This is a genomic window from Mycolicibacterium thermoresistibile, assembly GCF_900187065.1.
GTDB lineage: Bacteria > Actinomycetota > Actinomycetes > Mycobacteriales > Mycobacteriaceae > Mycobacterium > Mycobacterium thermoresistibile.
The window spans coordinates 3,199,817-3,215,894 of sequence record NZ_LT906483.1; the positions used below are offsets into that span (position 1 = coordinate 3,199,817).

At 67.9% G+C, this 16,078-nt stretch carries 18 protein-coding genes; 12 read left to right on the forward strand and 6 right to left on the reverse strand.

Annotated elements, in window-relative coordinates; genetic code table 11:
- Positions 1–163: 163 nt before the first annotated feature.
- Together CKW28_RS14980 and CKW28_RS14985 are read right to left on the reverse strand one after the other, a co-directional pair.
- Entirely contained in the window at positions 164–1,351 is a 1,188-nt protein-coding gene (locus tag CKW28_RS14980; RefSeq protein ID WP_003927069.1) for an acyl-CoA dehydrogenase family protein, read from the reverse strand.
- The gene (locus CKW28_RS14985) at positions 1,351–2,343 is read right to left on the reverse strand and encodes an acyl-CoA dehydrogenase family protein (RefSeq protein ID WP_003927070.1); all 993 of its coding nucleotides are present in this window, start codon (positions 2,341–2,343) and stop codon (positions 1,351–1,353) included. Before CKW28_RS14985 ends, CKW28_RS14980 begins: the two co-directional genes overlap by 1 nt.
- A gap of 245 nt (positions 2,344–2,588) precedes the next feature.
- Here CKW28_RS14985 and CKW28_RS14990 point away from each other — a divergent pair, with 245 nt between their 5' ends.
- From CKW28_RS14990 to CKW28_RS15005, 4 genes are read left to right on the forward strand one after another with little or no spacing between them, the layout of a single operon-like run.
- On the forward strand, positions 2,589–3,689 hold the full coding sequence (locus CKW28_RS14990) for an amidohydrolase family protein (protein ID WP_003927071.1): 1,101 nt from the start codon (positions 2,589–2,591) through the stop codon (positions 3,687–3,689).
- A 23-nt stretch (positions 3,690–3,712) separates the two neighbouring features.
- Complete coding sequence (locus tag CKW28_RS14995) at positions 3,713–4,855, forward strand: amidohydrolase family protein (RefSeq protein ID WP_003927072.1); 1,143 nt, start codon at positions 3,713–3,715, stop codon at positions 4,853–4,855.
- A 1-nt stretch (position 4,856) separates the two neighbouring features.
- Entirely contained in the window at positions 4,857–5,315 is a 459-nt protein-coding gene (locus tag CKW28_RS15000; RefSeq protein WP_003927073.1) for a Rieske (2Fe-2S) protein, read from the forward strand.
- A 17-nt stretch (positions 5,316–5,332) separates the two neighbouring features.
- Positions 5,333–6,217, forward strand: coding sequence for an alpha/beta fold hydrolase (locus tag CKW28_RS15005; RefSeq protein ID WP_003927074.1), 885 nt, complete (start codon positions 5,333–5,335; stop codon positions 6,215–6,217).
- A gap of 8 nt (positions 6,218–6,225) precedes the next feature.
- Here the strand turns inward: CKW28_RS15005 and CKW28_RS15010 are convergent, their stop codons facing one another.
- A complete protein-coding gene (locus tag CKW28_RS15010; protein ID WP_003927075.1) occupies positions 6,226–6,699 on the reverse strand; it encodes a hypothetical protein in 474 nt (157 codons plus the stop codon).
- A gap of 69 nt (positions 6,700–6,768) precedes the next feature.
- On the opposite strand from CKW28_RS15010, the gene CKW28_RS15015 reads away from it, so the two are divergent.
- The 8 genes from CKW28_RS15015 (at position 6,769) to CKW28_RS15050 (ending at position 14,062) form a co-directional block, all read left to right on the forward strand.
- Entirely contained in the window at positions 6,769–8,070 is a 1,302-nt protein-coding gene (locus tag CKW28_RS15015) for an NADH-ubiquinone oxidoreductase-F iron-sulfur binding region domain-containing protein (protein ID WP_003927076.1), read from the forward strand.
- Positions 8,071–8,078: 8 nt separating this feature from the next.
- Complete coding sequence (locus tag CKW28_RS15020) at positions 8,079–8,345, forward strand: ferredoxin (protein ID WP_003927077.1); 267 nt, start codon at positions 8,079–8,081, stop codon at positions 8,343–8,345.
- Positions 8,342–9,985 (forward strand): thiolase C-terminal domain-containing protein, encoded by a 1,644-nt coding sequence (locus CKW28_RS15025; protein ID WP_003927078.1) that lies wholly within the window; start codon positions 8,342–8,344, stop codon positions 9,983–9,985. Before CKW28_RS15020 ends, CKW28_RS15025 begins: the two co-directional genes overlap by 4 nt.
- Positions 9,982–10,908 carry an alpha/beta fold hydrolase gene (locus CKW28_RS15030; RefSeq protein WP_003927079.1) on the forward strand — a complete coding sequence of 309 codons (927 nt, stop codon included), beginning with the start codon at positions 9,982–9,984 and terminating at the stop codon, positions 10,906–10,908. Before CKW28_RS15025 ends, CKW28_RS15030 begins: the two co-directional genes overlap by 4 nt.
- A complete protein-coding gene (locus tag CKW28_RS15035) occupies positions 10,908–11,729 on the forward strand; it encodes an NAD(P)-dependent oxidoreductase (protein WP_003927080.1) in 822 nt (273 codons plus the stop codon). The genes CKW28_RS15030 and CKW28_RS15035 overlap by 1 nt, the downstream gene beginning before the upstream one ends.
- The gene (locus CKW28_RS15040; protein WP_003927081.1) at positions 11,726–12,529 is read left to right on the forward strand and encodes an NAD(P)-dependent oxidoreductase; all 804 of its coding nucleotides are present in this window, start codon (positions 11,726–11,728) and stop codon (positions 12,527–12,529) included. Before CKW28_RS15035 ends, CKW28_RS15040 begins: the two co-directional genes overlap by 4 nt.
- Before the next feature lie 136 nt (positions 12,530–12,665).
- Positions 12,666–13,868, forward strand: a complete 1,203-nt coding sequence (locus CKW28_RS15045) for a cytochrome P450 (RefSeq protein ID WP_003927082.1) — start codon at positions 12,666–12,668, stop codon at positions 13,866–13,868.
- Positions 13,865–14,062 carry a ferredoxin gene (locus tag CKW28_RS15050; protein ID WP_003927083.1) on the forward strand — a complete coding sequence of 66 codons (198 nt, stop codon included), beginning with the start codon at positions 13,865–13,867 and terminating at the stop codon, positions 14,060–14,062. Before CKW28_RS15045 ends, CKW28_RS15050 begins: the two co-directional genes overlap by 4 nt.
- Positions 14,063–14,211: 149 nt before the next feature.
- On the opposite strand, the gene CKW28_RS15055 is transcribed toward CKW28_RS15050, so the two are convergent.
- Genes CKW28_RS15055 through CKW28_RS15065 form a run of 3 tightly spaced genes read right to left on the reverse strand, consistent with a single transcriptional unit; the run spans position 14,212 to position 15,999 of the window.
- Complete coding sequence (locus CKW28_RS15055; protein ID WP_003927084.1) at positions 14,212–14,496, reverse strand: DUF1330 domain-containing protein; 285 nt, start codon at positions 14,494–14,496, stop codon at positions 14,212–14,214.
- A 16-nt stretch (positions 14,497–14,512) separates the two neighbouring features.
- Complete coding sequence (locus CKW28_RS15060; protein ID WP_003927085.1) at positions 14,513–14,704, reverse strand: ferredoxin; 192 nt, start codon at positions 14,702–14,704, stop codon at positions 14,513–14,515.
- Positions 14,701–15,999, reverse strand: a complete 1,299-nt coding sequence (locus CKW28_RS15065; RefSeq protein ID WP_003927086.1) for a cytochrome P450 — start codon at positions 15,997–15,999, stop codon at positions 14,701–14,703. Before CKW28_RS15065 ends, CKW28_RS15060 begins: the two co-directional genes overlap by 4 nt.
- Positions 16,000–16,078 lie beyond the last annotated feature (79 nt).

Genomic DNA, 16,078 nt, shown 5'->3' on the forward strand with positions numbered 1-16,078 from the left:
AGTGCCGTCACTGCCCGAAAACGGCCCAAAACGCCCACCCACCACACACTCACATCAGCAGCCGCACACTCACATCAGCAGCCGCACACTCACATCAGCAGTCGCACACTCACATCAGCAGCCGCACGCTCACCGGGAGAAACGCACACTCACCGCGGCGGCGTCAGCGTCGCGGCAGGCCGAGCACCTGCTGGGCGATGATGTTGCGCTGAATCTCCGAGGTTCCGCCGGCGATCGTGCCCGAGAAGCTGCGCGCGAACCGCTCGAACCAGCTCGCGAAGTAGTGGTCGAGGTTCATGTGCGCATACGGCCCGGTCGTCGACGGATGAATCAGCCCGTCGGATCCTGCTGCGGTCAAAGCCATCTCGGCAGCCCGCAACTCGGCTTCGGAGCCCAGCAGTTTGGCCACCGACACCGACGCGGTGTCCATCTCGCCGCGGGCCGCCTTGGCCAGCCCGACCGAGCCGATCAGCCGCAACGCCTGGTAGTCCATGATCGCGGTGGCGTACTGATCGCGCTCCAACGGGGTGCGCGGTGTGAAGTCGGCGATGATGTTGTCGATGCGGTCGGCGAACCCGAGCCACATCATGGTGCGCTCATGTCCCAGCGACCCGTTGGCCACCTTCCAGCCGCCGTTGAGCGGACCGACGAGATTCTCCGCCGGCACCCGCACGTCGGTGAAGAACACCTCGTTGAAGTCCTTGTTCTCCGGCCCGCAGATGTCGGCGAACGGCCGGCACACCACCCCGGGCAGATCGGTGGGGATGATCAGCACGCTGATGCCCTTGTGCTTGGGCGCGTCCGGATCGGTGCGCACGAACGTGAGCAGGAAGTCCGCGTCGTGGGCGCCCGAGGTCCACACCTTCTGGCCGTTGACGACGAAGTGGTCCCCGTCGTCGCCGGAGACGAACTCAGCCCGGGTACGCAGCGACGCCAGGTCCGATCCGGCGCTGGGCTCACTCATCCCCAGCGATGCGGTCATCTCGGCCTTCAGCACCGGCACCGCCCAGCGGTGCTTCTGCTCATCGCTGCCGAACGACAGCAACGACGCCGCGATGATGTTCACACCCTGCGGATTGAAGCTGTGGTAGATACGCCGCTTGCACAGTTCCTCGAGGTGCACGTACTGCTGCAACACCGTGGCATTGCGACCGCCGAACTCCGGCGGCTGGGCCGGCAGCAGCCACCCGTTGTCGAACAGCAGCCGTTGCCAGTCCCGGGCCCACTGCGGCATGTGCGACACCGAACGGGGCCGCTCCAGGGTCTGCGCCTCGTCCGGCAGATTGGCCTCCAGGAACGCGATGAACTCGGCCCGGAACTCTTCGACGTCGGCATCAAAGGTCAGTTGCATCAGAAGGTCCTGTACTCCTCGGCGATCACCGCGCGGTGTTCGGCCGCCCCGCCGAGCATGAGCTCGCCGGCCTTGGCCCGCTTCAGCGCGAATTGAAGGTCGTTCTCCCAGGTGAATCCCATGGCACCGAACATCTGCAGACCGTGCCGGAACACCAGTGACTGGCACTCCCCGGCCGACGCCTTGGCCATGGCCGCGGCCAGCCGGCGGCGCGGATCGTCAACCGAGATCGTCAGCGCCGCGAAGTAGGACAGCGCCCGGGCCCGCTCGATCGCCACGTGCATGTCGGCGGCCTTGTGCTGGATCGCCTGGAACGAGCCGATCGGAACGCCGAACTGGTGGCGCTGCTTGACGTGCTCGAGCGCCAGGTCCAGCACCCGCTGGCAGGCGCCGACCATCGTCATGGCCATCCCGGTCAGCGCCACGTGGCGGGCCTTCTCCGGATCGGTGGCCAGCCGCCGGGTGTCGGGCACCTGCACCCCGGTGAACGAGACGTCGGTGATGTGCAGAACCGGGTCGAACGCCTGACTGCGGCGCACGGTCGCCACCCCGGCGTCGACGAGGAACACCCCCGCCGAGGTCACCACCGCCAACTGCTCGGCCCGGTCGGCGTCGAGCACGTGGCGGGCGGTGCCGTCGAGGATCCAGCCGGTGTCGTCACGGTGTGCCGAGATGCCGCCGTACACCGCCGCGCCGGCGCGGTGCGGATCGAACCGCTCGCCCACCAGCGGGGCGAACTGCGTCATGGTGGCCAGGAACGGCGTCGGATCGGTGGCCCGGCCGAGTTCTTCGACCACGATGGCCAGTTCCACCGCGTTCTCCGGGTCGGTCAGCTCGGTCCACCCCTGATCGACGAAGGACTTCCACAGTGGTCCGGGATCCACTCCGTCCTCGACGATGCTGCGGATCAGCGAGGCCGGGCACTGCTTGGCCACCGCATCACGCACGGTTTCCTGCCACAACCGTTGATCAGCATCGAACTCAAGTAGCATCCGGCGTCTCCTGCTCGGCTATCAGGTCGGTAGGAGAATAACATTCTCACACTCGGCCGTACCGGTTCTCCCCCGTCGGCTACCGATTTTCGCCAAACCCGCATGGCGGACCTGATCTGCGCAGATGATCGCGGGTGTCGGGCCGATCCGGAATCTGAGAACTATGTTCTTGCTATCGAAGAACAACGATCTACACTGACCTGTGGGACCGGTATCGAACGCCGGTAAATCGGAGGACGGTCGAGGTGATTGAACTCAGTGACGGGACCCGGACCCCCGTCATCGACGCCAGCGTGCACATCTTCTGCAAGTCGAACAAGGATCTGCGCGGCACTTTCCTGCGTGAGCCGTTCAAGAGCCGCGGCTTCCCCGACTACGAGATGGACTGGTACGGCGCCCCCGGCGGCGAGTACGCCAAGGGCACCGAGGGACCCGACCGGCAGTACCCGGGCAGCGATCCCGACGTCGTGGCCCAGCACCTGTTCGAACAGCGTGGCGTCGACATCGCGGTGCTGCATCCGATGACCCGCGGCATCATGCCGGACCGTCACCTCGGCACCGCCCTGGCGGCCGCGCACAACGAGATGCTGGTGACACGGTGGCTGGACCACCCCGAGTTCGGTGACCGGTTCCGCGGCACCATCCGGGTCAACCCGGACGACATCGCCGGGTCGCTGCGGGAGATCGAGAAGTACAAGGACCATCCCCGGGTGGTCCAGCTCGGCATCCCGCTGCAGTCCCGCGAGCTGTACGGCAAACCGCAGTTCTGGCCGTTGTGGGAAGCCGCCGTCGCGGCGAACCTTCCGGTCGCGGTGCACATCGAGGTGGGCGCCGGCATCGCGGCCTCCCCGACGCCGTCCGGCAACACCCGGACCTATGAGCAGTACGTCGGGTTCATGGCGCTGAACTACCTGTACCACCTGATGAACATGATCGCCGAGGGGGTATTCGAGAGAATGCCCACGCTGAAGTTCGTCTGGGCGGACGGCGCCGCCGACCTGCTGACCCCGTTCATCTGGCGGATGGACTGCTTCGGCCGGCCACACCTCGAGCAGACTCCGTGGGCGCCACGGATGCCCAGCGACTACCTGCCCGGCCACGTGTACTTCGTCCAGGGCTTCCTCGACGGCCCGGGCGATGTCGATTTCGCCGGCGAGTGGTTCGGGTTCACCGGCAAGGAGAACATGGTGATGTTCGGCTCGAGCTACCCGCATTGGCAGCTCAACGAATTGACGATTCCCGGCACGTTCAGCGCCGAGCAGCGCGACAAGCTGTGCTGGCGGAACGCCGCCGAGCTCTACAACATCGAAAGTTCCGCCATTCCGTCCGCGGCGTTGGCAAAGTAGAGGGTGAGACGAGGGAGAATCCGATGACGGTCACAACCAATCCCCGGGTGCCGGCCACCGAACGAACCGCGATCCGGTGCGTCGACTCCGATGTCCATCCCACTCCCCGGCGCGGTGAACTGCTCCCCTACATCCCCGAGCCGTGGCGCAGCAAGTACTTCCTCACCCGCAAGGTGGGCGAGCAGATCTACTACGACGCCCCCGACTACGCGCACTCGTATGCGATGCGGGTCGACGCCTTCCCACCGGACGGCGAATTCGCGTGCAGCGACCCTGACCTGGCGTTCAGGCAGCTGATCATGGAGGCGGGCGCCGACATCGCGATCCTGGAGCCGGCCGCCTACCCGGCCCGCACCCCGGAAACCCAGCACGCCATGGCCGTGGCGCTCAACGACTGGCAGGCCAACCACTGGCTGGACAGCCACAACAACTGGCATCAGCGGTGGCGCGGATCGATCTGCCTGGCCATCGAGGCGCCGGAGGACAGCGTGCGGGAGATCGAGCGCTGGGCCGGCCATCCGTACATGGCGCAGATCCTGATCAAGGCCGAGCCGCGGCCGTCGTGGGGCGACCCGAAGTACGACCCGATCTGGGCGGCGGCCGCCAAACACGACATCACGGTGAGCTGCCATCTGTCCCGCAGCCACCACGAGGAGCTGCCCATGCCGCCGGTCGGCATGCCCAGCTACAACCACGACTTCATGGTCACCTACTCGCTGCTGGCCGTGAACCAGGTGATGAGCCTGATCTTCGACGGTGTCTTCGACCGCTTCCCCAACCTGCGGGTGGTGTTCGTCGAGCACGCCTTCACCTGGATCCTGCCGCTGATGTGGCGGATGGACGCGATCTACGAGGCCCGCAAGTCCTGGCTGGAGATCAAGCGCAAGCCGAGCGAATACGTCAAGGACCACATCAAGTTCACCACCCAGCCGCTGGACTACCCCGAGGACAAGACCGAGCTGACCCGGGCGCTGGAGTGGATGGAGTGCGAGAAGATCCTGCTGTTCTCCTCGGATTACCCGCACTGGACGTTCGATGATCCGCGGTGGCTGGTCAAGCACCTGCCCGAGCACGCCCGCGAAGCGGTGATGTTCCGCAACGGCATCGAAACCTACAAGCTGCCGGAGACGGTGCCGGCGCTCGAAGGCCAGACCCGGGTGTTCTGACATGACAGCAGAGCAGAGATCGGCACCCCAACAGAACACGCCCCGGGAGAGCACCCGGCAGAGCCCCGGCCAGAACGGTTCGCAGCCGAAGCGGCTGGCGCAGGGACGGGAGCACGTCGTCGCCAAGGTCGACGAAATCCCGCCCGGCACACACAAACTCGTGCCGATTGGTCGGCACGGAGTCGGCGTCTACAACGTCAACGGCACGTTCTACGCCATCGCGAACTACTGCCCGCACGAGGGCGGGCCGCTGTGCTCGGGACGTCCCCGCGGCCGGACCATCGTCGACGACAGCGTGCCCGGCAACGCGGTGATGGTGCGCGACATGGAGTTCATCTACTGCCCGTGGCACCAGTGGGGTTTCGAACTCGCCACCGGAACGACCGCGGTCAAACCCGAGTGGAGCATTCGCACATATCCGGTCCGGGTCGTCGGCGACGAGGTCCTCGTCACCGCGTGACAGCAGGAAAGAGTCAGGTGGCAACTACCACGCGCAATCAGACCGTCGAAGTCAACGGCGGCAATGTCGTCTACGAGATCCTCGGTGACCGAGGTGATTTCATCGTTCTGACACCGGGTGGCCGGTTCAGCAAGGACATTCCGGGGCTGCGCCCACTGGCCGAGGCGCTGGTGGACGGTGGCTACCGGGTGCTGCTGTGGGACCGGCCCAACTGCGGCGCCTCGGATGTGCAGTTCTACGGCGAGAGCGAATCACACATGCGCGCCGAGACACTGTACGGCCTGTTGCGGGCGCTGGACATCGGGCCGTGCCACATCGCCGGCGGATCCGGCGGCGCCCGTGACTCGATGCTGTTCACCATGCTCTACCCGGACATGGTCACCAGGCTGGTGGTGTGGAACATCGTCGGCGGCGTGTACGGCAGTTTCGTGCTCGGCGGTCACTATGTGGTGCCGAGCATCCTGGCGGTGCGCGGACTTGGCATCAAGGGCCTGTTGAGCGTGCCGGAGTGGCGTGAACGCATCGACGCGAACCCTGCCAACGAGCAGCGCTTCCTGGCACTGGACGCCGACGAGTTCCTCAAGGTGATGCGTCGGTGGCTCAACGCCTACGTACCGAAGCCCGGCCAGACCATTCCCGGTGTGGTCGACGAGATGTTCGAGAACATCACCGTGCCCACCCTGATCATCCGCGGCGGTGAGAACGACTGGGACCACCCCAAGCGCACCTCCCTGGAGGTGCACTGCCTGATCAAGGGTTCGACCCTGATCGACCCGCCCTGGCCGGAGGACGCCTGGGAACGGGCCGGCGAGAAGATGGCCCAGAGCGGGGGCAAGAACTTCTGTCTGTTCGACACCTGGGTCCAGGCGGCTCCCCCGATCCTGGAGTTTCTGGACAGCTGATGCGCGAATCAGATTGTGCGGATGTGCACCTCACAGTTGAGCGAGGCTTCCAGCGCGGTGTGGATCCGGCTCTCCGGCACCCGCTGCAGATCGGTCTTGCGCAGCGTCACCTCGACGATGTCCCAGCCTTCGGTGCCCGGCCGGCGGACGACCTCGCCGGTCAGGCCGAATCCGGCCAGGACCCCGTGCGCGTCGTCGTCGGTGCCACGGCTGATGTAGGTGAGCACGCCGGGCACCGGGTTGGTGCCGAAAACCTTGGCGCACAACGTGACCGCGGTGCGCTGCAACTCCTCGGGGTCGGACCCGGTCATCAGCAGCTCCACCTCGCGACGCCGCGCCGGCATCGCAGGCAGGTTGTTGTCCACCACCTCGACGCCCATTTCGTCGACAAGTCCGCGGAGCGCGGCCATGCCGTCGCGTAACCGGTCCGCGCTGAGCTCGCCGTGGGGGTCGACCTTGACACGTACCACCGCCGTTCTCATGCCCGCAAGCCTAACCGTGCCGCACCCCGGCATGAACCGGTCCGGGTTCGAAGGAGTGGAAGGGCAGCCATGAAAAGCACCGCTGCGCCAGTCGATCTCACCGTCGCAGCCTGGCCGGGAATCACACCTCGGCTGCTCGGCGCCGGCGCTGAGGACGGCGCCGCCTACGCCGCGGCCGGCGGTTACCGGCCGCTGACCGACGCCCCGGCGCTGCTGGAACAGACCGAGCTGAGCGGTCTATCGGGTCGGGGCGGCGCGGCGTTTCCGCTCGCCACCAAACTGCGCAGCGTCGCCGACAACGGCCGCCGCCGCGCGACCGCGCCGGTGGTGGTCGCCAACGGTGAGGAGGGCGAACCGGCGTCGGTGAAAGACCGTTGGCTGCTGCGTAACCGGCCTCATCTGGTGCTCGACGGTCTGCGGCTCGCGGCCCGGGTCGTCGGCGCCGACCGGGGCTATGTGTACGTCTCCGATCCGCGGGCCGCCGCTGCGGTCGAGTCGGCACTGGCCGAGGCACCGGCGGACTCGTTCGACGGGCTGCGGGTGACGCCGGCGATCGTGGACCCGGGGTACGTCGCCGGTGAGGAGACCGCCGCGGTGCGGATGCTCAACGGCGGCCCGGCCAAGCCGACGGACAAGCCACCCCGGCCGTTCGAGCAGGGGGTGGATGGGCGGCCGACCCTGGTGAGCAACGTGGAGACACTGGCGAACCTGGTGTATGTGCACCGGCATGGAGCGGAGGCCTTCCGGTCGCTCGGCACCCCGATGTCACCGGGCACCTTCCTGGCCACCGTCACCGGTGCCGGGCGGCCGCCGGCGCTCTATGAGCTCCCCTACGGCATCGCGTTCACCGATCTGCTCGCCCACCATGGCGTGCCCGCCGAGTCGGTGCGCGGGGTGCTGATGGGCGGGTATTTCGCGGGGCTGCTGAACACCGATGTGCTCGACGCCACCCTCGACCACGAATCCATCCGCCGGCTCGGCAGCGGGCTGGGCTGCGGCGCGATCTCCATCCTCACCGATGACTGCCCGGTGGCGGTGGCCGCGGCGGTCATGGACTACTTCGACCGGGAGAACGCCGGACAGTGCGGATCGTGTTTCAACGGCACCGCCGCGATGGCCGCGGTGACCGGCGCCCTGCGCGACGGGGTCGCCACCGACGAGGATCTGGCCCGGCTGGAACGGTGGTCGGTGGTGCTGCGGGGTCGCGGCGCCTGCGGCACCCTCGACGGGGCCACCAACATCGCCGCCAGCCTGTTGCGGCACTTCCCGCAGGTGGTGGCGCGCCATCTGGACAACTCCTGTGAGACATGCCGGCCCGGCCCGTTCCGGGCGCAGCGACCCTACGAGGTGGAGGCGGTGACCGAATCATGAGTGGTGGGATGCGGATTCGTCTCGACCGCACGATCTGCGACGGCTTCGGTGTCTGCGCCAAACACGCGCCGGGGTACTTCTCGCTCGACGACTGGGGTTACGCCTCGTTGATCGGTGACGGCACGGTGCCCGAGCAGGACCGCGACGCCGTCATGCGGGCACTGCTCGACTGCCCCGTCCACGCCATCATCAAGATCGCCGACAACCGGCCGGAGGAACCGCCGGCGTCGCCCGCCTCGGCGCCGGAGAACGAGACCGTCGGGGGGCTGCGGTGACCCGGCCCCTGCCCCAGTTAACGTTCGACAACGAGTTCTTCTGGACGGCCGGCGCCGACGGACAACTGAAGATCCTCGGCTGCCGGGACTGCGACGCGCTCATCCATCCGCCGCAACCTGTCTGCCGGTACTGCCGCGGCCACAACCTCGCGCCGCGTGTGGTGTCCGGCCAGGGCATCCTGACCGGATTCACCGTCAATCACCGGTTCGGGTTCCCGGATCTCCCGCCGCCCTACGTGGTGGCCCAGGTCGCCGTCGCCGAGGATCCGCGGGTCCGGTTGACCACCAACATCGTCGAATGCGATCCGGACGAGCTGACGCTCGGTCAGCGGGTCGAGGTGCTCTTCGAGAAGATCGAGGACGTCTGGCTGCCGATGTTCCGTCCGACCGGGCAAACCGAGCCGGCCGACCTGCCCGCCGACGAGATCGCACCCACCGATTTCGCCAAACACGTGCGGCCGATGCTCACCCCGGACAAGTTCGAGGACCGGGCGGCCATCACCGGTATCGGCGCCTCCCGGATCGGCCGGCGGCTCATGGTCCCGCCGCTGTCGCTGACCATCGAGGCGTGTGAGGCCGCCGTCGCCGACGCCGGGCTGACCTTCGACGACATCGACGGGCTGTCCACCTACCCGGGCATCGACACCGCCGGGATGGGCGAGGGCGGGGTCACCGCGTTGGAAGGCGCGCTGGGTCTGCGTCCCACCTGGATAAACGGCGGTATGGACACCTTCGGTCCGGGCGGGTCGGTGATCGCGGCGATGATGGCCGTCGCCACCGGGCTGGCCCGCCATGTGCTGTGCTTCCGCACCCTGTGGGAGGCGTCGTTCAACCAGTTGATGAAGGAGGGCCGGCTGGCGCCCCCGATGGGCGCCCGGACCACCAGCTGGCAGATGCCGTTCGGCGCCACGTCCGCGGCGCACACGTTGGCGCTCAACGCACAACGGCACTTCCACCGGTACGGCACCACCCGCGAGACGTTGGGCTGGATCGCTTTGAACCAGCGCGCGAACGCCGCACTCAACCCGACCGCGGTGTACCGCGATCCGCTGACCATGGACGACTACCTCAACGCCCGGCCGATCACCACGCCGTTCGGCCTGTACGACTGCGATGTGCCGTGTGACGGCGCGGTGGCGGTCATCGTGTCGGCGGTCGACGCGGCCCGAGACCTGCGCAAGCCTCCCGTGCTGGTGGAGGCGGTCGGAACCCAGATCATCGAGCGCACCGACTGGGACCAGACCACCCTCACCCACGAGCCGCAGGTGCTGGGCCAGTCGGCTCACCTGTGGAGCCGCACCTCGCTGCGCCCCGAGGACGTCGACGTCGCGCAACTGTATGACGGATTCACGTTCAACTGTCTGTCGTGGATCGAGGCGCTCGGGTTCTGCGGGATCGGTGAGGCCAAGGACTTCCTCGACGGCGGCCGCAACATCGCCCGGGACGGGGTGCTGCCGCTGAACACCCACGGCGGGCAGCTGTCGCACGGCCGCACCCACGGTATGGGGCTGATACACGAGGCGGTCAGCCAGTTGCGGGGCGAAGCCGGTGAGCGGCAGGTCCCCGACGCCCGGGTGGCGGTCGCCAGCAGCGGCGGCCTGACCCCGAGCGGCGTGCTGCTGTTGCGGACGGACTCATGACCGACGGACCCGTGGCGGCTGCCGCACCGCGCTCCCGGCCACCCCGGCCCCGGGTCGTGCTCGTCGACGGGGTGCCGATGTCGGGGCTGCTGAGCGAGGCCGCCGACCCGCGAGCCGTGGTCGTGGCGCTGCACGGCGGCGGCACCACCTCGGCCTATTTCGACTGCCCCGGTCATCCCGAGCTGTCGCTGCTGCGGCTTGCCGCCGCGGCCGGGTTCACCGCGGTGGCGCTCGACCGGCCCGGGTACGGGGCGTCGGCGCCGTACCCGGACGCGATGCGACACCCCGACCAGCGGGTGTCTCTGGTCTACGGCGCGGTGGACACGATGCTCGGCGACCGCCCGACCGGCCACGGGGTCTTCGTGCTGGCGCACTCCAACGGTTGTGAACTCGCAGTGCGGTTGGCCGCCGCGGAACGGGGCGGTGAACTGCTCGGCATGGCCCTGGCCGGCACCGGCCTGCGGTACGAGCCCGCCGCCGCCGAGATCCTCAAGGCGGCGAGCCCGACGAACCGCCCGGTGGGTCTGCGGGAGCTGCTGTGGGAACCCGCGGCGGTGTATCCGCCGGAGGTTCTCGCCGAACTGCCCAGCGCCGCGTCCGGGGCCCCGTACGAAGCGGCCCTGGTGGCCGGCTGGCCGCGCCGCGACTTCCGGGAACTGGCGCCGCAGGTCCGGATCCCGGTGTTGTTCAGCCGCGCCGAGCACGAACGGGTCTGGCAGTCCGGCCCGGAGGCGATGGCGGAGATCGCCGCGCTGTTCGCCGCCAGTCCCCGGGTGGTCACCGACGAGATCCTGGGCGCCGGGCACAATCTCAGCCTCGGCTGGACCGCCGCGGCGTACCACCTCAGGGTCTTGTCGTTTGTCGCAGAATGCGTCGCCGCGCGTCAGCGCGGCCGCACCGGAATGGAAGTGGAGGCGGGTTGATGCGCGTTGGCTTCATCGGTCTGGGCAGCCAGGGCGGCCCCATGGCCCGGCGGATCGCCGAGAACGGTTACGAGACCACCCTGTGGGCGCGCCGGGCCGCCACGCTCGAACCGTTCGCCGACACCCCGGCCAAGACGGCGGGCTCGCCGGCCGAACTCGGCGCCGCCAGCGACCTGGTCTGCCTGTGCGTGGTCGGCGACGACGATGTGCGTGAGGTGCTCTACGGCGATACCGGGGTGCTGGCCGGTCTGGCACCCGGCGGTGTCGTGGCGATCCACAGCACGGTGCACCCGGACACCTGCCGGGAGATCTCGGAAAAGGCTGCGGCCCAGCAGGTCTCGGTCATCGACGCACCGGTCAGCGGCGGTGGTCCGGCCGTCGAGGAGGGCAAGCTGCTGGTGATGGTCGGCGGGGACGAGGAGGTCGTCGAGCGGTGCCGACCGGTGTTCGCCAGCTATGCCGATCCGATCGTGCATCTCGGACCGCTCGGCAGCGGGCAGGTCACCAAGATCCTCAACAACCTGTTGTTCACCGCCAACCTCGGTAGTGCCCTGAGCACCCTGGAACTCGGTGAGTCGCTGGGCATTCCGCGGGTGAAACTGGCCGAGGTGCTCAACGGCGGTTCGGCGACCAGCAAGGCGCTGGGCAGCATCTCGGTGTTCGGCGGCACCGTCGAGGGTCTGGCGCCGATCGCCGGGGCCCTGCTGCAGAAGGACGTTCGCCATGCCGCGAACATCGCGGCGTCGGCGTCGGTGCCCGAGGGGACGGTGTTCACCGTGGCCGACACCGCCCTGACGGCGATGGGTCACGCCCGGCGATGAAGGTCGGTTTCGTCGGCGCCGGCCGGATGGGCGCCCCGATGGTGCGCCGACTCGTCGAGGCCGGCCACGAGGTCCGCGCACTGGGCCGCACCCCGGACAAGCGCGCTGCGGTCGAGGAGCTCGGTGCCACCGCGGTCACCGGCCTCGCGCAGACCGGCGCCGACGCCGGCGCGGTGGTGATCTGTGTGTTCTCCGACAATCAGGTGCGGCAGGTGTGTCTGGAGAGCGATCTGCTCGCGAACATGCCACAGGGTTCGGTGCTGGTCGTGCACACCACCGGCAGCCCGCGCACCGCCGAGGCGGTGGCCGCCGCGGCGGAACCGCACGGTGTCGCGGTGCTCGACGCCCCGGTCAGCGGCGGCCCGTACGAGATCGCCGCCGGCACGCTGACGTTGTTCGTCGGTGGGGATGAGGCGACGGTGTCGGCGGCGGAACCGGTGCTGCGCAGTTACGGCGATCCGGTGCTGCACGTCGGGCCGCTCGGCTCCGGCCAGAAGGTCAAATTGGTGAACAACACGCTGTTCGCCGCCCAGATCGGGCTGGTGGCCGAGGGGGTCCGGCTCGGCAACCGGCTGGGTGTGGACGAATCGACGCTGTTGACGGCGCTGCCGCACGGAAGCGCCACCAGCCGCGCGCTCGACCTGTGCGCCCGGGCAGGGTCGGCGAGCGCGTTCATCGCCGGCGTCGCGGAGTTCGTCGGCAAGGACGTCGCGGTCGTCCGCAAGATCGTGGCCGAACTGGGTGGCAGCCTGCAGCTGTTGGACGATGTCGTCTCGGCCGGGGTGCCGGAAAGCCCGTAGGGCACATGCAATCGACACCTGTCGATACGACGAATTCCGCCGGATTCGCCGTATCTTGGAAGCATAACTGTTAGCGTTACAGTTCGGCAGGCTTCCGTAACGTGACCGGCCGTCCGTTCGCCGCGCAGGAGGATCCATGACCAGGCCCCGGGTGAAGTTCGATCCCTTCTCGGAGGAGTTCTTCAACGATCCGTTCGGCATCTACAAACGGATGCGGGACGAGGCGCCGATCTACTACGACGAGGACGAGGACTTCTACGCGCTGTCCCGGCATGCCGATGTCGCCGCCGCGCTGAAGGACCACGAGACGTTCTCCTCGTCGCGCGGGTGCGACCTGGCGATGGTGCGCTCCGAGGAGCGGCCGCAGAAGTCCATCATCTTCATGGACCCGCCCGAGCACCGGCACATGCGCAGCCTGCTCAACAAGGCGTTCACCCCGCGGGCGATCCAGTCCCAGCGCGACACCGTGATCGAACTGGTGCGCAAGTACCTCGGTGCGGTGAAGTCCGACGAGTTCGATGTGGTCCAGGACTTCTCCGGACCGTTCCCGGTCGAGGTCATCACCCGGATGGCCGGCGTCCCCGAGGAATACCGTCAGCAGGTGCGGCACTGGATCGACACCAGCCTGCACCGCGAGCCCGGTCAGATCGAGGCCACCGAGGCGGGCATGCAGGCCAACATCGACACCGCGATGTTCTACTACGACCTGGTGCAGAAACGCCGGCAGGAACCGCAAGACGACATGATCAGCCGGCTCATCGCCGCGGAGATCCCGGATGAGGACGGCGGCATGCGCCGGCTCGACGACATCGAGATCTGCGGTTTCGCAACACTTCTCGGCGGGGCCGGCGCGGAGACGGTGACCAAGTTGATCGGCACCGCGGTGGTGAACTTCGCCCGGTTCCCCGACCAGTGGCAGAAGCTGCTCGATGATCGCAGCAAGATCCCCGCCGCGGTGGAGGAACTGCTGCGCTATGAGGGTCCGGTGCAGTACAACGTGCGCTACACGCTCAAGGAGGCGCACGTGCCCAGCGGCACCATCCCGGCCGGCAAGCCGGTGTTCCTGCTGAAGGCCTCGGCCAACCGCGACGAACGGGCCTGGACCGATGCCGACAGGTTCGACATCGACCGTGATCGCACCGAGTCGCCGAACCTGGCTCTCGGCTACGGCATCCACAGCTGTCTCGGCGCCGCGCTGGCCCGGTTGGAGAGTACGATCGCACTCGAGCACCTGCTCGATTTCATGCCTCGGTACGAGGTGAAGTGGGACGGTCTGCGGCGGGTGACGATGCAGAACGTGGGCGGTTACTCCCATGTCCCGGTGAAGGTGTTGCGATGACGAAGAAGGTCGAGGTCGATTTCGGGCTGTGCGAGGCCAACGGTGTCTGCATGGGCATCATCCCGGAGGTCTTCCAGCTCGACGATCAGGATTACCTGCACGTACTGCAGGATGAGGTGACCCCGGAGAACGAGGAACAGATTCGCGAGGCGGTGCGGCAGTGTCCGCGCCAGGCCATCTCGATTCGGGAGTGACCCGCACCGCGGGAGGGAGACCGCTCCCCTGCCGCGGTCGCCCCTGCCGCGGTCGCCCCCGACGCGGTTGTCCCTGACACCGTCGGTGTTGGCGATCGGCCGCGAGAACGGCCGGCCCCCTCATCGTCGGGAGCCAGCCGCGCTGCGTCTCACACCCCGTGCAGAATGGCGCCGTTGCAATCCGCGGCGGCCTGACGGAGTTTGGCGGCGGCCTGATACTCGTCGGAGTAGTACCAGGCCTTGGCCGCCTCCTCGGACTCGAACTCCAGCAGCACCGTCTGGGTACCGTGCCAGGTCCCCTCGATCACCTCGGCCTTCTGGTCGAACGCCAGCACTTTGGCGTTAGCCATCGTCGGGCCGGCCAGCTTGCCGTACTCGGCCATGCCGGCCGGATCCTTCACGTCCTCGGTGATGACGATGTATGCCTTGGCCATTCACACTCCTCTTGAATCAGTCGATTTCCCGGATCGCACGTTCAGGGCAGTGCTCGATCGCCTCGCGCGCCGCGGATTCCAGCTCCGGCGGCACCTCTTCGAGTTTTGCGACCGACCAACCGTCGTCGGTCAGTTCGAACACCTCGGGGCACAGGGTGAGGCACATGCCGTGCCCGGCGCAGCGATCCTCGTCGACCGTGACCTTCATCGTGCACCACCGGAAACGCCGTCGAACTCCAGATGCAACTCGGTGAGGCCGCGCAGGATGTAGGTGGGAATGTAGGAGTACCTGCGATTCTCCGGCGGGCCGTGGTGCGCCTCGCTGATCCGGATGTCGCTGGTGCGGTCCAGGAGACGTTCCAGGCCGACGCGGGTCTCGGCGCGGGCCAGCGGAGCGCCCGGGCAACTGTGGATGCCCCGGCCGAATGCCAGATGCTGACGGGCGTTCTTGCGGTCGGGGTCGAACTCGTCGGGGTTCTCGAACCGCCGGGGGTCGCGGTTGGCCGCCCCGTTGATCACCATGACCGTGCAGCCGGCCCCCAGCGGCTGACCGCCCACGGTGGTGGGCACCCGGGACAACCGGAAGTCACCCTTGACCGGGCTCTCGATCCGCAGGCACTCCTCGATGAAGTTGGGCAGCAGGCTGCGGTCCGCGCGGACCCGCTCCTGGATGTCGGGGCGGTCGCCGAGCACCTTCAGCGCGGTGGACAGCAGCCGCACCGTGGTCTCCTGACCGGCCGAGAACACATTCGTCGCCACCCGCACCACATCGCCGACCTCGGGTGTGGTGCCGCCCGGGAACGTCGCGGTGGCCAGACCGGTGAGCACGTCGTCCCGCGGGTTGCGGCGGCGGTCCTCGACGTACTCGGCGAACACGTCGTAGAGGTACTCCAGCGGGGTCTTGGCCAGCGTCTTGTCGGCATTGCCCAGCCCGCTGCCGTGAGTTCCGCGGGCCAGCCGCTCCAGCAACTCCGGGCGGTCCTCCTCGGGCACGCCGAGTAGGTCGGCGATGACCCGCAGCGTGAACGGGCCGGCAAAGCCGTTGATGAACTCGCCGTGGCCGGGCGCGAGGAAGTCGTCGAGGATGTCGTCGGCGATCTGCCACATCGCGTCCTCGTTCTCCTTGAGACGCTTCGGCGTGATCAGCCGCATCAGCAGGGCACGGTGATTGGTGTGGGTCGGCGGATCCAGTGTGGGCAGCTGATCGCTGAACGGAATCTCGTCACGGTGCTCGTTGATCAGCTCGGTGATGTCCTCGTTCTCCTTGCCCTCCAACGACACCGGGAATCCCGGAAACGGGCCGGTCACCGAGATGCACGAGGAGAACGACTCGGCATCGTTGTAGACGTCCACGGCTTCCTGCCAACCGGTCACCATGGTGACGCCGTAGAACTTCTCCCGCGTCACCGGACACTTGTCGCGGAGCGCCGCATAGAACGGGTACGGATCGTCGGTGAGCCGATCGTCCCGGAAGAAGTCGACTGCGGTGATGTCCTCCGCCATGGTTACTCCGTTCATCGATAACCGATAACCGCCGCGAGAACGTGGTTCTCTCTCAGTGGTTATTAGATTTCCATACCTG